The organism is Kribbella sp. NBC_00382, from assembly GCF_036067295.1.
Classification (GTDB): Bacteria; Actinomycetota; Actinomycetes; order Propionibacteriales; family Kribbellaceae; genus Kribbella.
Genome location: NZ_CP107954.1, coordinates 3995218 through 4010581, shown reverse-complemented (window position 1 = coordinate 4010581; position 15364 = coordinate 3995218). Strand labels below are relative to the sequence as shown.

Genomic DNA, 15364 nt, shown 5'->3' with positions numbered 1-15364 from the left:
AGTGGTTCTCCTTGAATTCTCCGGGGGAGGTCAGGCCGACCCTAGGGACGAATTCAAGGCACCGATATCGGTCGCACTGTTTTCACAGTTAAGGCGATAGCCTTAACACTTCACTCTACTGAATCCGGCCAGCTCCACCGGAATCCGTACCGCCCGGGGCCGAAATTCAGCGCGACCCCGTGCACCGACTCCAGCGCCTCGACCCGGGCCGCGACCTCGTCCGCGTCGTCCAGCTGGGAATAGCGCACGCAGTCGACCGGCAACCGGTCCGGGTCGAAACAGACCTCCAGCACGAACTCGCGCACCGGCAACCGGAATTTCCGCTCATAGTTGGTGGCCGGCGGATAAGGCGCGGAATTCACCAGCTCGTGCTCGGTGATCACCGTGTCGCCTTTGCGCAACGGCCGGTCGAACAACAATTCCGCGACCAGCAACCCGTCGCCGGGCCGCAGTACCGTCCGGCCCAAGCGGCAATGCCGCAGCGGGCGGATCTCGGGCAGCGCGCGATCGTGCTCGTCGAGATGCATGATCACCACCCAGCGGTCGGGGCCGTCCGCTTCTGCGCGGAGTACCTGGCGAGAGTGGTACGACCGCTCGCCACCGTCGGCGCCGACGAACACCCGGTCGTGCTGGCTGATCCGGGTCAGCCGCTCGTCCCATTTGATGTCGACCTCGCTGACCGCGTCCTCGACGGCATCCGGCCGAGCCCAGAAGGCAGCCACCTCAGGTGGTACCGGCACCGTACTGAGCCAGCGCCCCCGCCTCCGCGGCGGCCCCAGTGAGTCCAGCAACGTCCCGGCCGGAACCTCCAACACGGCCTCGAGCAACTGAACAGCCGCCAGCGAATCCCGCCGCTCCGGCCGCGACCGACCCGACTGCCAGTAACTCAACGTCGCCAGGCTGACCGAAACACCCTGCCCCCGCAGCCGATCCCGGATCCGCTCCAGCCCCAGCCCGCGCGCCCTGATGGCCGCCCGCAGCACGACCGCGAACTCATCCGTTTGCACCACTGGCTCCGGCATAGTCCGCACCCTAGTTAGCAGCCCCAGGCAACGGAAGACATCAGCCCTTTAACAGTTAACTCGACAGCTCCTCCTTCAACCCAGATCTTAAGCTCCCGCTACCCCTGGCCAAGCCTTTGCGGCGCGTAGATCTCGCCACCTTAAAATCTTGCCTCAACTGCGTCGTCGTGTACGAAGCGGTGTGGCAGTTCGGGCTCGCGCGGGGTGGTGGGCTGGTGGCGGTGCCGGTGGCTCTTGGTACCGCGGGGGCTGCGTGCGCGGTGAGCGGATTGGCTTGGAGGGCTGGGCTTCGGCGGTACACGAGCGCTACGAGTTAGTTCACGGAAACTGTCCGTGGCCTCGGTTACGTTGTGCTGCATGATGACGGTGCTGGGGAAAGAGATGGACGGGTTCGTCGCGTCTGGGGCGCTGCCTGGTGCCGTGATCGCGATCAGCTCTTCGGCGGGCGATCAGATCTCGGCGGTTGGGAGCAGCGGGCCGGGTGGCGAGCCTTTGCAGGCTGATGCGGTCGTGCGGATCAGCTCGATGACGAAGCCTCTCGCCGCTGCGCTCACGCATCAACTGGCGGCTAGTGGTCTGCTCGCGCTTTCGGATCCCATTACTCGATGGCTTCCTGAGCTTGCCGATCGTCGCGTGGTTCGCCGGCTCGACGGGCCGGTCGACGACACCGTGCCGGCCGAGCGGGAGGTGACGGTCGACGACCTGCTGACCATGCGACTCGGGTTCGGGTTCGCCTTCGAGGTGGACTCATGCCCGGTCGCGGAGCTTGCCGTCGCGCGTGGGCTCGGTATGGGGCCGCCATTGCCGTCAGCTGTTCAACACACGCCTGACGAGTGGATATCGGAGTTCGCCGGGCTTCCGCTGATAGAGCAACCCGGTCGGCAGTGGCGGTACGACCTTGCCTACTCGGTCCTTGGCATCCTGCTCGCTCGCGCTGCGGGGAAGCCGTTGCCTGAGCTGCTGTCTGAGCGTTTGCTTCAACCGTTGGGGATGGGCGATACGGGGTTCGCAGTACCGGAGCATGCCCGTGAGCGGTTGGTTCCTTGCTTCACGGGTGGTGACGTTGTTTTTGACGGTACTGACGACAGCGACTGGTTGGCGCCGCCGGTGTTCCCGCACGCGGGCGGCGGCCTGGTGTCGACGGCTGCGGACTACCTGCGCTTCGGACGGCTACTCCTGGACGGCGGCGGCTCGCTGCTCACCGAGGCCGCCGTTGCTGACCTTTCCGCCGATCACCTGACCGAAGAGCAACGCAGCGGGCCGTCCGCCTCGATCTTCCTTGACGGCGAGGGGTGGGGGCACGGCGTACAGGTCCGGCTCGATCCTGCGCTGCCGCGGCGGTACGGGTGGGGCGGTGGGCTGGGGACGACTTGGTACAACTTCCCCGACCACGGTGTGACCGCAGTGCTGATGACGCAACACCTTCCTCCGCTGGGCGAGCCGATCCTGCACTTCTGGAAGACGCTCGACGACTTGCTCGGGGCCGCCTGACCGGGGCGGTGGGGTGGGGAAGAAGTTGCACAGCGACGCGCGGAGACGAGCGAGGCGGCTCGCGTGGGCGCACTATGGGTGGAGAGCAACTATTCCCCGGTACTGCGCGGAAATCTCCCGGTCCGGATCGAGAACTGGTGTCCCCCCGGCTCTTTACTGATGAAAACCGTTTTCATATAGTGGGGGTATGGCCGCCCCTCGGAAGACCCCGTTGACCCTGCTGACCGGACTCTCGACGACGCTTCGCGAGCCCGTGCTGGACGCCATGGTCGACGCCACCACAGTGGCCGTCGTGGTGGACCAGGACGAGCTGCCCGCCCGGGGAGTGCTGACCTGGAAGGTGTTCGACTCCAGCGGCCCGATCGACGCCGGTGAGTTCAGCGTCGGCGACGACTGCGGCGCCTGCCAGCTGATCGAGTCGCTCCTGCCGTTGCTGGAGACACTGGTCGGACGCGGGCACTGGCAACACGTAGTACTGGCGACGCCGCCGGCGATGGAGGCTCGCTCGCTGGCGAACGCGCTGGTCGCGACGATGCCCGAAGTACAGGTCGACACGGTGACCTGCGTGGTCGATGCGGTGTTGCTGGTCGAGCAGTTGTCCGGGGACGAACTGCTCGACGAGCGTGGGCTCGCGCTCGGGCCGCCGGACCGGCGCAATGTGGCGGAGTTGACCGCGCGGCAGGTCGAATACGCCGATGTCTGCGTGCTGGCGAATGCCCATCGCAGCAAGGCGCCCGAGCGGTTGCACCACCTGCTCCAGCACCTGAACCCGCGGACGACGGTCGTCAACGCCGACGCGAGCGGCGTACCGGCTGGTGCGGTTGCCCGGCTCGGACGGTTCGATTTCGCGGCTGCCGAGGCGTGGGCCGGTGAACTGGCGACGGACTCCCGTCTGCAGCCAAGCGGCGACGGCGTCACCACCGTCCTGTGGCGCTCTAGTCGCCCGCTGCACCCCGCCCGTCTCAGCGAAGCCCTTGAGGACATCGTCGAAGATGTGGTCCGCAGCCGAGGCGTCGTCTGGCTGGCCAACCGCCCAACCCAACGCGTCCGCTGGGAATCAGCCGGCTACAGCGCCTCGCTGGGCACCCTCGGCGAATGGTCCGAAACCAACCACCTCGCCGAGTGCACAGTCGTCGCCACCGGCGTAGGCCTCGACCCCGCCCGCCTCCAAGCCATCCTCGACAACTGCCTACTCACCGAATCCGAGCTAGCCACCCTCGACTGGCAATCCCTGGAAGACCCCTTCGCCGGAGTCCTCTAGTCGCGAGCGGCCGCCAGGTGCGCCGCGGCAGCGGCTTGCAGGTGGTCTAGGTCTGAGGAGACGGTGGCAAAGGTGTAGCCCTCAGCCAGTCGTTGGCGGGCCTCGTCGCCGCTGTTCGTGTGGATGCCTGCGGCAACCCCAGCCGCGGCCGCCGTGCGGGCGATCAACGCGATCGCCGCATCGAACGTCTCCGCGACCTCCGGATCTCCGGGGTATTTGCCACCGATCCCCAACCGCAGATCGGACGGTCCCACGTAGATCCCGTCCAGCCCGGGCGTCGCGCAGATCCCCGCGACGTTCTCCAGCCCCTGCCGGGTCTCGATCATCGCCAGTACGACGGTCGCCGCGTCCGCCTCCGCCGGTACCGGCCCGATCCGCAACCCCGACCGCGCGGGACCGTAGGACCGAATCCCGCTCGGTGGGTACCGCGCCGCCTGTACCGCCTGCAGCGCATCCTCGGCCGTGTCGATCAACGGCACGATCACCCCGGCCGCGCCCGCGTCGAGCGCCCGCCCGATCGGGGTCGCATTGTTCGCCTCGACCCGCACCAACCCCGCAGTACCGTTGCCCGCAGCATCGATCGCCATCAGTCCGTCCAGCAACCCACGCTGGTCGATCAACCCGTGCTGCCCGTCCAGTACGACGTAGTCGTACCCGGTCAGCGCGATCCGCTCGGTCGCCGCGGGCGCGTTCATCATCACCCAGTAACCGAGCGTGACCTGCCTGCTTCGAAGCCGATCGGCGAAGTCCTTGGACGTCATGCCCGCAGGCTATACGGCCCGGCCGACACCGGGCCCGTGCAGGTCTACACCGGTGGTACGCCGTGCCGCTTGGTGCTGAAGTGCCGGTTCTTGGTCTGCGCCGCGGCGAGCCGGGCGATCAGGTCGTCGCGCAGATTCTCCGGCTCGACGATCGCGTCGATCACCAGGTCGGCGGCCAGCCGGAGGATGTCGATGTCGGTCTCGTACTCCTCGCGGAGCTTGGAGACGTACTCGACCCGCTCGGTCTCGTCCGCGATCTCCTGGATCTTGTTGTAGTACACGGCATTGATCGCCGCCTCCGGACCCATCACCGCGATCTTGGCCGTCGGCAGCGCGATACAGGCGTCCGGCGAGAAGCCTGGCCCGCACATCGCGTACAGCCCGGCGCCGTAGGCCTTGCGGACGATCACCGACACGGTCGGCACCGTCGCCTCGGACACCGCGGTGATCATCTTCGCGCCGTGCCGGATGATGCCGGCCCGCTCGACCTCCGAGCCGATCATGAAGCCCGGTACGTCGCACAGGTAGATCAGCGGCACGTTGAACGCGTCGCACAACCAGATGAACCGGGCCGCCTTGTCCGCCGAGTCGACGAACAGCACGCCACCCTTGACCGCCGGCTGGTTCGCGACGAAGCCGACGACCTGCCCAGCGAGCAGCCCGAATCCGACCACGAGCTCCGGAGCGTACGCGGGCTTGATCTCGAAGAAGGTGTCCGCGTCCGCGATCGCATCGATCACGTCGTGGATGTCGAACCCGACGCTCTCCTCGATCGGCACCAGGTCGCGGGTGAAGTCGCGGCCGGCCGGCGACGCGTCGTACGACGGAGGTTGCGACTGCCACGACCCCGGGAGGTACGAGAAGTACTGCTTGGCCAGGTCGATCGCCTCGGCGTCATCGCTGGCGAGCAGGTCGCCGCAACCGGAGACGCTGGTGTGCATCCGGGCGCCGCCCATCTCCTCCAGCGTCACCTTCTCGCCGACCACCATCTCGGCCATCCGCGGCGACCCGAGGTACATCGAGGCGTTGCCGTCGACCATGATCACCAGGTCGCAGAAGGCCGGGATGTACGCGCCACCGGCGGCCGACGGGCCGAACAGGCAGCAGATCTGCGGCACCTTGCCGGACAGCGCGACCTGGTTGTGGAAGATCCGGCCCGCTCCACGCCGACCGGGGAAGAGGTCGACCTGGTCGGTGATCCGGGCGCCGGCCGAGTCGATCAGCCAGAAGATCGGCAGTTCGTCGCGCAGCGCGACCTCGGTGATCCGGACGATCTTCTCGACCGTCCGGGCACCCCACGACCCGGCCTTCACGGTCGGGTCGTTCGCGACCAGCAACGCGGGCCTGCCGTCGACCAGCGCGCGGCCGGTGACGACACCGTCCGCGGGCAGGCCGGGGTTGAGCGCGTTGGCCAGCTGGGCGTCCTCGACGAAGCTGCCCTCGTCGACGAGCATCGCGATCCGGTCGCGGACGTAGAGCTTGTTCTGCTTGGCGAGCTTCTCGGCCGCCTTCGGGGGCGGCGTCATCGTCGCTTCGCGGGCGACCTTGAACTCGGTCCAGTGATCCCTGCTCATGCGGTCATCCTGTCACCTTGGTCTTTACTCGACCGACTGTCACTCGACAGGGAGGCCGAGGCCGCGGGCGATCAGCATGCGCTGGACTTCGGAGGTACCTTCGCCGATCTCGAGGATCTTGGCGTCGCGGTAGAACCGGGTGACCGGGTACTCCTCCATGAAGCCGTAGCCGCCGAAGACCTGGGTGGCGATCCGGGTCGCGGTGACAGCTGCCTCGGTCGAGTACAGCTTCGCGACGGCCGCGGCCTGCTTGAACTCCTTCATCGGAGCCCCCGCGTCCTTGAGCGCCGCGGCCCGGTACACGAGCAGCTCGGCCGCGTCGGCCATCACCTTCAGGTCGGAGATCTGGAACGCGACGCCCTGCTTCTGACCGATCGGCACACCGAACGTCTTGCGCTCACCGGCGTACTGGACCGACATCTCCAGGCAGGCCTTGATGCAGCCCAGCGCGACCGCGCCGATCGCGACCCGGCCGTCGTCGAGGGTGGCGAGGAACTGGCCGAACCCCTTGCCGCGCTCGCCGAGCAGGTTCGCCTCAGGCACCCGTACGCCGCTGAACGACAACGGGTGAGTGTCGCTCGCGTGCCAGCCGAGCTTGTCGTACGCGGCCTCGGCGACGAATCCCGGCGTACCGGTCGGGACGATGATCGTGGAGATCTCGGGGCGGCCGTCCGGTTTTTCACCTGTGCGGGCGGTCACCGTGACCAGCGAGGTGATGGCCGAGCCGGAGTTGGTGATGAACTGCTTGGAGCCGTCGATCACCCACTCGCCGTTGTCGAGTACGGCCTTGGTCTTGGTGGCGCCGGCGTCGGAGCCCGACTCGGGCTCGGTCAGGCCGAACCCGGCCAGCTTCTGCCCGGCGATGAGCTCAGGCAGGTACTGCTTCTTCTGCTCGTCGGTACCGAAGGTGAGGATCGGGTTGATCCCGAGCCCGACCGCCGCCTCGAGTGTGATGCCCATCGACTGGTCGACCTTGGAGATCTCCTCGATCGCGACGCACAGGCTGGTGAAGTCGCCGCCGGACCCGCCGAACTCCTCCGGCGCGGTCAGCCCGAACAGCCCGAGCGCGCCCATCTTCTGGACCACCTCGACCGGGAAGTAGTGCTTGCGATCCCACTCCGCCGCGTGCGGTGCGATCTCGGCCTGGGCGAAGTCGCGCACGCTGTGGGCGAACTCGCGGTGCTCTTCGGACAGCTCGTACGACATCTTCGTGGCTCCCAGGCTCTCGTGATTGACGCTTACGTAAACGTAAAGCACGATGGGGTGCGTGCACAATATCCGGGTGCCCGTCGAACCAGCTACTTGGACCATCGCCGAACTGGCCGCCGAGTACGACGTCACCCTGCGCACGATCCGCTTCTACGAGGACCGCGGCCTGCTCACCCCCGAACGCCGCGGCACGGTTCGCGTCTACCACCCCCGCGACCGCGTCCGCCTGGCCCTCATCCTCCGCGGCAAACGCCTGGGCTTCAGCCTCGACGAGATCGCCACCATCGTCGACATGTACGACCGCGAACCCGGCGAGGAAGGCCAGCTCGTCTACCTCCTCAACCAAATCACCACCCGCCGGGCCGAACTGGAACAACGCCGCCGAGACATCGACGAAACCCTCTCCGAACTGGCGGAGGTAGAAGCCCGCTGCCAAACCGACCTCAACACCCTCCGCACCAAGTAGGTACTGACCCCGGCCTCCGACGCCCGCTCCTCCGTCGCGTGCTCGTTCGACCACCCACCCGCACCTGCCTGCCTGGCCCGGCGTTCGCATCCGCGCCGGCCCTGCGTCCGCATCCGCGTCGGCCCTGCGTTTCGAATCCGCGCCAACCGCCATTGCGATCTGCCAGGCATCGTCAATGTCGGTGGTGTGTGGCTAGCATGAGCCCGAGTTCGCATGGTGGGTGTCCACTCGGACGCCCAGGGGGGTGCGAACCGGGGGCAGTAATGGGTTTGTTCGACGCGTTCAGGCGTCCTAAGCAACCGAGAATCGCAGGACGACACACACGTGCCGCGCCTCAGACCGAGACGCCGGGGAGATCCGGGCTCCCAGCGCCCGCACGTCACCAGTCACCACCTCGGGCGACGCAAGAATTTCGGCGGCCGGCGCCTGCTCAGGGCTGGATCCCTCCGGGTACGCCGGTCAGTATCGCCGGTCTGACAATCCCGGACGGCATGCTGTACGTCGGGAGGCAGTTACACGCCGGCAACGGGCATGGAATCGATCCCGCACTCATCGATCCAGCCTTGCGCGTCGACTTCACTTCACCTGACTGGTCCGGAGCGACGGTCGGCTACTGGCCTTCCTACAGCGAGATCAGTCCGCAGGCTCGCGCTGCCTACCTGACCTGGCTTGCCGGCGGCCGTCGAGAGCCGAACGTGCCTGTGAGCTGGCCGTTCCTCTTCTTCTACGGACTCGAGCGGCGACTGCTTGTGGATTGGCCACAAGGTCAAGCCGCCGTCGGTGACCTGCAGCAGATCCGCGTCGAGGTGGGCCGACTGCTCGCCCTGTACGGCGGAAGCCACTCGTTCCGGTCCTATGCGTCGAACCTTCTTTCCACCATCGACTTCTACACTCTTGGCGACTCCTCCGGCGGGCAGGGTCTCACCCTTCCCGCGCGAACGGCCGAGAGGTGGCCGGTGCCGCTCGCCCTCCAGATCACTCTCGGTGGTTTCGCGGTGAACGGATCTCCGGTGCCATCTGACTGGGCGCGGGCCTGGGCGCATTTCCATCCCGAGATCTATCCCCGGACCCCAGCGACTCGGTGCCCGGACGAGTTCGACGCGCTCTTCCACGAGCGTTACCAGGCGAAGTACAAGGCAGGGCTCACCATTCGGCCCGCCAAGAGAGTGCTGAAGCACGAATATCATCCGGCCAGCGCGGGCATCGACCACGCTGTCCTCACCACGCATCTGCCCGACGTACTGACCCAGGCTGCGCCTACACAGAAGCTGGCCGCGCTCGTCGAGGACTGCACGACCTCGTTGGACGCGTACAGCAGATACCTCGGCCGGAATCCCGACGGGCGTGGGTCGCTGGCAGCGACTGCTCTGCTCCCCCGAGAACTCATGGCCAAGGCGGGCGGCGAACTGGCGCGTCTCACCGCGTTCGTCGACGCCAGACTCGGCGAGGACTCAGCCGTGCTGATCGAAGCGTCGGACCTGCTGGCATTCTGGCCGGCAAAGTCATCGGACAAACTCTTGAAGGCCGAGGCCGTCGCACTCGCCCAATTGTTGGCCGAATCCGGTGTGGGGCTCGAGCCAGACGTCAGGTTCGGCGGCCCCGTTCTCAGCCCGGGTGCGGCAGTCCTCTTCCGTACGTCCGCCAACCAGCCTTCGACGCCGACCTCCGGTTACGCCGCTGCCGCCATCCTGCTGCATCTGGCCGCATCGGTCAGCATGGCCGACGGGGACGTGTCCGACGCCGAGACTCAGCACCTGAAGAACCACCTGCATACCTCGATGCACCTAAGCCTGCCTGAGAGCCTGCGCCTGCAGGCCCACCTGATGTGGCTGCTGGCTGGTCAGACCAAGCTGAGTGGCCTCACCAAGCGTCTGGCCACACTCGGTGAAGCCGAGCGGAGCGCGGTTGGCGACTTCCTTGCCACCGTGGCCGCCGCCGATGGGGTCGTGTCACCGGCGGAGGTCACGACACTCACCAAGATCTTCAAGTTGCTCGGGCTGGATCCAGCCTCGGCCTACAGCCGGATCCACGCCGCAACGGTCGCTGCGGGCTTCGCTCCGGCTACCTCACCGGTGACCGTTCGTCCCGCCGCACCATCGCCCGGATTCGCCGTACCGTCGCCGCCAGTTCGAGGTCCTGGGACCGCGGGCGGCGCGATTCAACTCGACGAGGCAAGAGTTGCCGCCAAGCTGGCAGAGACAGTTGCCGTCGCCGCGCTGCTCAACTCGATCTTCGTGGACGACGAAATCGCGCCCGCTCCGGTCGTCGTCCGTCCGGACACGCCGGCCCTAGCTGGACTCGACACACCACACTCGTCGTTGCTGCGCGTCGTCGCCACGCACAGCTCGTGGCCGCGGGCCGACTTCGAGGCAGCGTGCGAGGGACTCGAGCTCCTTCCCGATGGAGCACTCGACACCCTCAACGAGGCGGCGTACGACCTCACCGGCGCACCGGTGGCCGATGGCGACGACCCGATCGAGATCGATTCCGACGTACTGCAGGAGATGCTCGCATGAACACCATTTCAGCCGCCACCGGCCCGACGATCCGGCCACGAGACCGCGATGCGATCGTCCAGGCACTACGCGCGGGCGTTGTCCCCCGGCTCGGACAGCAACATGTGCAGGTCGGACGCGCCGACGAGGTCAAGGCTCTGCTGACCGATATCGATCGGGTCGCCGACGGTGGCTCCAGCATCCGTCTGGCCATCGGCGAGTACGGCTCGGGCAAGACCTTCTTCCTGCATCTGGTTCGTTCCATCGCGATGGAACGCAAGCTCGTCACGGTTCATGCCGACCTCTCGCCGGATCGGCGGTTGCACGCGACCGGTGGGCAGGCGCGCTCTCTGTATGCGGAGCTGATGCGCAACATGAGCACCCGGTCCAAGCCGGACGGTGGTGCGATCAGCAGCGTTGTCGAACGCTTCGTGACCGGCGCCCTCGGCCATGCCAGGGAAAGCGGCCTCACTCCTGAAACGGTCATTCGCACCCGGCTCGCTGAACTGTCCGAACTGACGGGTGGCTATGACTTCGCCGAGGTCATCGCCGCGTACTGGCGTGGCCATGACACCGGCAACGAGCAACTGAAGAGCGACGCGGTCCGCTGGCTACGCGGTGAGTTCTCGACGCGCACTGACGCACGGGCCGCACTCGGTGTCCGCACCATCGTCGACGACGCGAGTTTCTACGATCAGCTCAAGCTGTTGGCCCGGTTCGTCGTGATGGCCGGCTTCTCCGGTCTCCTCGTCTGCCTCGACGAGATGGTGAACCTCTACAAGCTGGCCAACACGCAGGCTCGCAACGCCAACTACGAACAGATCCTCCGGATTCTGAACGACAGCCTCCAGGGAACCGCCGCACATCTGGGCTTCGTACTCGGCGGCACCCCTGACTTCCTGCTCGATACCCGGCGTGGCCTTTACTCGTACGCCGCACTGCAGTCGCGCCTGGCCGAGAACTCCTTTGCCACTGGAGGTCTTGTCGACTACACCGGCCCCGTTCTTCGATTGGCGAACCTGAGTCCGGAGGATTTCTATCTCCTCCTCACTCGCTTGCGGCACGTCTTCGCCGTCGGCGATCCCGCCGCGTATCTCATCCCGGACAGCGGCCTCACCGCGTTCATGACGCATTGTTCAAACCGGATCGGCGACGCCTACTTCCGGACTCCACGCACCACCATCAAAGAGTTCGTGAATCTACTGGCCGTCCTCGAACAGAACCCAGGCACCGAGTGGGCGCCACTGGTCGGCGCCGTCGTTCTGGAGGAGGAAGCCAATCCGGATCTGGCTCCGCTACCGCCTGACCCCGTAGACCCGAACTCCGCTCAGCCCGAGGCCTCGCCGGCTCAGCCCCGTGCAGCCTCCGATGACGGCGATGATGACCTTGCCAGTTTCAGGCTCTGAGCCCACAGCACCACCGTCCTCGGCCTTCACGACTCTGCACCCTAAGATTCAGCAGTGGATCTGGACGCAGAACTGGTCCGAGCTTCGCAGTGCTCAGGAGCAGGCCGTCGGGCCGATCCTCGCCGGGGACACAGACGTGATCATCTCGGCGGCCACCGCATCCGGAAAGACCGAGGCAGCTTTCTTGCCGATCTGCTCGGCCTTGCTAGCCGCCCGCGATCGGCAGATCGAAGCCAACACGCGGGATGGGCTGGACACAGCGGGACAGATTCCCGGGTCCGGCATACAGACGTTGTACATCAGCCCGCTCAAGGCACTCATCAACGACCAGTACGGTCGGCTCGACGCCCTGTGTGAGCATCTCGATCTGCCCGTTCACCGCTGGCATGGCGATGTCGCAGGGTCAAGCAAGGCAAGAGTGCTCAGCAACCCGGACGGATTCCTGCTGATCACGCCGGAGTCACTCGAGGCCCTCCTGGTCGTTCACGGCCCCAAGATCTCGCGTCTGTTCGATGGCCTGCGGCACGTCGTCATCGACGAGATGCACTCGTTCATCGGCACCGAACGTGGCGCTCAACTGCAATCGTTACTGCATCGAATCGAGCTCGCGGTCCGGCGTCGCGTCGCCCGCATCGGGCTCTCCGCCACGTTGGGCGACATGGAGCTGGCGTCGGAGTTCCTCCGTCCCGGCCGGGCGGCAGCGGTCACTGTCATCACGGCAGCTGACGACACCCACGAACTCCGCCTTCAGGTGCGTGGTTATGAGGCGATCCCGGCGAGGCTGTCCGCTGCCGAGAGCGTGGTGGTGGAGCGGCCCGATGGCGAGGCCGGCACCGAGGAAGAGACTTCCGGCGACGACCTAGCCATCGCAGACCATCTCTTCGCGACCCTTCGTGGGACCGACAACCTGATCTTCGCCAACTCCCGCCAGAAGGTGGAGATCTATGCCGACCTGCTCAAACGACGATGCGATCTCGCTCACGTGCCGAACGAGTTCATCCCCCACCACGGCAGCCTCTCCAAAGAACTTCGTGAACACGCCGAGAGCCGGCTGAAAGACCGGGATCGGCCGGTCAACGCGGTTTGCACCTCCACGCTGGAGATGGGGATCGACATCGGTTCGGTGACGTCGATCGCCCAGCTGGGTGCGCCCCGGACTGTCGCCGGTCTTCGGCAACGGCTGGGCCGCTCTGGCCGTCGCGGTGGCGCCTCCACACTGCGCATGTACATCACCGAGGAGCAGGTCACCCCGCAGACACCTCCTCCTGATGCACTGCGAGCCGACCTGGTGCAAGGCATCGCAATGGTCAATCTCCTCCTCGCCGGATGGGTCGAGGCACCGGATTCGGGCGGCCTGCACCTGTCCACGCTCACCCAGCAACTGCTCTCGCTGATCGCGCAGCATGGTGGCGTAACCCCGCAGGAGGCTTACCGGACGCTTTGCCAGGACGGTCCGTTCTCCCGGGTCACGCCGATCTTGTTCAAGTCGCTGCTGCGCGCCCTGGCCGACGAGAAGGTGGACTTCATCCGGCAGGAGCGAGACGGGCTATTGCTGCACGGCGTGGCCGGTGAGCGAGTGGTGCAGCACTACAGCTTCTATGCCGCCTTCCGCAGCGCCACGGAGTTCCGGCTCATTGCGAACGGGCGGACACTCGGCACCTTGCCAGTGGACTATCCACTGATGCCCGGCTCACTCCTGATCTTCGGCGGTAAGCGCTGGAAAGTGACCGCCGTCGATTCGCATGCAAGGGTCGTCGAACTCACCAGGTCATCTGGAGGGCGGCCCCCGGCCTTCTCTGGCGGCGGCGGTGGCGAAGTCGCCGACGAAGTACGCCGCGAGATGTACAGGATCTATACCGCTGACACCGTGCCGCGGTACCTCGATGCGACAGCTGCTCGGCTGCTCAGCGAAGGCCGGGCCAACTTCAAGCGCTTCGAGCTCGGGCAGAGCCCGATCCTCTCCTGGGGAGCTGACATCCTGCTGTTTCCCTGGCGCGGCGACCGAATCCTCACCACGCTCACGGTCGCGCTGACAGGGGCCGGCTTCGACGTCGGGCAGGACGGTGTCTGTCTCACACTGACCGGCGCTGCCCTCGAGGAGGCAGCTCGGCAGATGGCACAGCTTGTCGCCGGCGGACCTCCGGACCCGCTGGCACTCGCCTCTCACGTGGAAACGAAGATCGTCGAGAAGTACGACGAACAGCTGAGCGACGAACTCCTCGAAGCCGCTTTCGCTGCCCGGAGCCTCGATGTCGAAGGTGCCTGGAAAGCGGCATCGGGCCTGCGAGACAGTCTCGAAACCGCCGCCGGCACCAGGGCTACCGCAGATGAACGTCTGCCGGGCGACCCCGGGATCACTGAGGTTGTGCCTCGTCGATCTACACGAACACAGAGGACCTCGAGGATGCCCGAACTCGGTTCCACCCCCTTTGCGGTCCTAGATGTCGAAACGACCGGCTTCTCACCTCGTCTGCACGACCGGGTCGTGGAGGTCGCTGTAGTACGAACGGCAGCCGATGGAACGGTCGAGCGTTCCTGGACCACCTTGCTGAACCCTGAGCGAGATCTCGGGCCGACTCACGTTCACGGCATTCGAGGAGCCGACGTCCGCGACGCGCCGCGCTTCGCGGACATCGCCGGCGACCTCGCCGAGTTGCTAGCCGATGCCGTGGTCGTCGCACACAATGCTCGTTTCGATCTCGGCTTCATCACCGCCGAGTACGTCCGAATCGGCGGAAGTCCACCGACCTGGCCCGCGATCTGCACCCTCGCCATGTCGCATCGACTCGGTCTCCTGGGCGGTGGGCGACTGACCGATTGCCTGGCTGCGGAAGGTCTCGCCCATGATCAGGCCCACAGCGCCCTGGGCGATGCGTCGGCCACCGCAGGCTTGCTGGCCACGTACCTCAGGCGCTCATCTGGACAGGGCATTTCCACCCTCGGCGATCTGGGCTGCGTTCCAACGACATGGCCGGAGAACACGGATTGGTTCGTGTGGCCGCCGTCCGGGCGCTCGCACGGGCGATCTCAACGCTGGCGACCAGAGCTCTCCCCACTCGCTCAACTCGTCCGTCACCTCCCTGCACACGATCTCCGTGATGCGCTCGTGCCCGCAGATACCGCGGCGTACCTGGATCTGCTGGATCGAGCGCTTGAGGACCGCCGCATCGACGACCGGGAGACCGCAGCTCTCGCGATGACAGCGCAGGAGTGGGGGCTCAGCCGCCGGGACGTGCACCAGGCGCACAGCAAGTACCTGTCCGCACTCGCGGCGACAGCCCTCGCCGACGGTGTCCTGACAGATTTCGAAGCTACTGACCTTGCAGATGTTGCAGCCGCTCTTGGTTTCGGAGTCGGCGAGGTCGCCGCGGCCCTCCACGACGCGCGGAGTCATCAGCCTGAAACCGCTGCGAACAAAGGATTGCGGGGGCTTGGCGTGTGTTTCACAGGTGCACTTCAGGCGCGGCTCGAGGGCGAGCTCATCACGCGTGACCGAGCCCAGTCCCTCGCCCGTGCAGCAGGTCTGGTCGTCCACGAGCGGGTCACGAAAGGCCTCGACCTGCTCATCGTCGCCGACCCCGAATCGATGTCCGGCAAAGCGAACAAAGCCAGAACCTACGGCACCCGAATCATGGCCGAAGCCACATTCTGGAAGGAGATTGGCCTCGCCCCGAGCTGA

General features: G+C 66.4%; 10 protein-coding genes. 6 read left to right on the top strand and 4 right to left on the bottom strand.

The annotated features are described in order from the left end of the window. Window positions 1–110: 110 nt before the first annotated feature. Window positions 111–1022, bottom strand: a complete 912-nt coding sequence (locus tag OHA70_RS19560; RefSeq protein WP_328334601.1) for an XRE family transcriptional regulator — start codon at window positions 1020–1022, stop codon at window positions 111–113. 357 nt (window positions 1023–1379) lie between these two features. Here OHA70_RS19560 and OHA70_RS19555 point away from each other — a divergent pair, with 357 nt between their 5' ends. Beyond that, complete coding sequence (locus OHA70_RS19555) at window positions 1380–2513, top strand: serine hydrolase domain-containing protein (RefSeq protein ID WP_328334599.1); 1134 nt, start codon at window positions 1380–1382, stop codon at window positions 2511–2513. A 187-nt stretch (window positions 2514–2700) separates the two neighbouring features. Then, on the top strand, window positions 2701–3774 hold the full coding sequence (locus OHA70_RS19550) for a CobW family GTP-binding protein (RefSeq protein ID WP_328334597.1): 1074 nt from the start codon (window positions 2701–2703) through the stop codon (window positions 3772–3774). Here OHA70_RS19550 and OHA70_RS19545 read toward each other — a convergent pair. Genes OHA70_RS19545 through OHA70_RS19535 form a run of 3 tightly spaced genes read right to left on the bottom strand, consistent with a single transcriptional unit; the run spans window position 3771 to window position 7315 of the window. Next, window positions 3771–4535, bottom strand: a complete 765-nt coding sequence (locus OHA70_RS19545) for an HpcH/HpaI aldolase family protein (protein ID WP_328334595.1) — start codon at window positions 4533–4535, stop codon at window positions 3771–3773. The genes OHA70_RS19550 and OHA70_RS19545 overlap by 4 nt on opposite strands. Window positions 4536–4579: 44 nt before the next feature. Next, the gene (locus OHA70_RS19540; protein WP_328334593.1) at window positions 4580–6109 is read right to left on the bottom strand and encodes an acyl-CoA carboxylase subunit beta; all 1530 of its coding nucleotides are present in this window, start codon (window positions 6107–6109) and stop codon (window positions 4580–4582) included. 39 nt (window positions 6110–6148) lie between these two features. Then, the gene (locus OHA70_RS19535; protein ID WP_328334591.1) at window positions 6149–7315 is read right to left on the bottom strand and encodes an acyl-CoA dehydrogenase family protein; all 1167 of its coding nucleotides are present in this window, start codon (window positions 7313–7315) and stop codon (window positions 6149–6151) included. Between the two features lie 76 nt (window positions 7316–7391). Here OHA70_RS19535 and OHA70_RS19530 point away from each other — a divergent pair, with 76 nt between their 5' ends. From OHA70_RS19530 to OHA70_RS19515, 4 genes are all read left to right on the top strand, one after another. Further along, the gene (locus tag OHA70_RS19530) at window positions 7392–7784 is read left to right on the top strand and encodes a MerR family transcriptional regulator (protein WP_328334589.1); all 393 of its coding nucleotides are present in this window, start codon (window positions 7392–7394) and stop codon (window positions 7782–7784) included. Between the two features lie 197 nt (window positions 7785–7981). Beyond that, window positions 7982–10300, top strand: a complete 2319-nt coding sequence (locus OHA70_RS19525) for a tellurite resistance TerB family protein (RefSeq protein ID WP_328334587.1) — start codon at window positions 7982–7984, stop codon at window positions 10298–10300. After that, on the top strand, window positions 10297–11685 hold the full coding sequence (locus tag OHA70_RS19520; RefSeq protein ID WP_328334585.1) for an ATP-binding protein: 1389 nt from the start codon (window positions 10297–10299) through the stop codon (window positions 11683–11685). Before OHA70_RS19525 ends, OHA70_RS19520 begins: the two co-directional genes overlap by 4 nt. Next, on the top strand, window positions 11648–15364 hold the full coding sequence (locus OHA70_RS19515; protein ID WP_328334583.1) for a DEAD/DEAH box helicase: 3717 nt from the start codon (window positions 11648–11650) through the stop codon (window positions 15362–15364). The genes OHA70_RS19520 and OHA70_RS19515 overlap by 38 nt, the downstream gene beginning before the upstream one ends.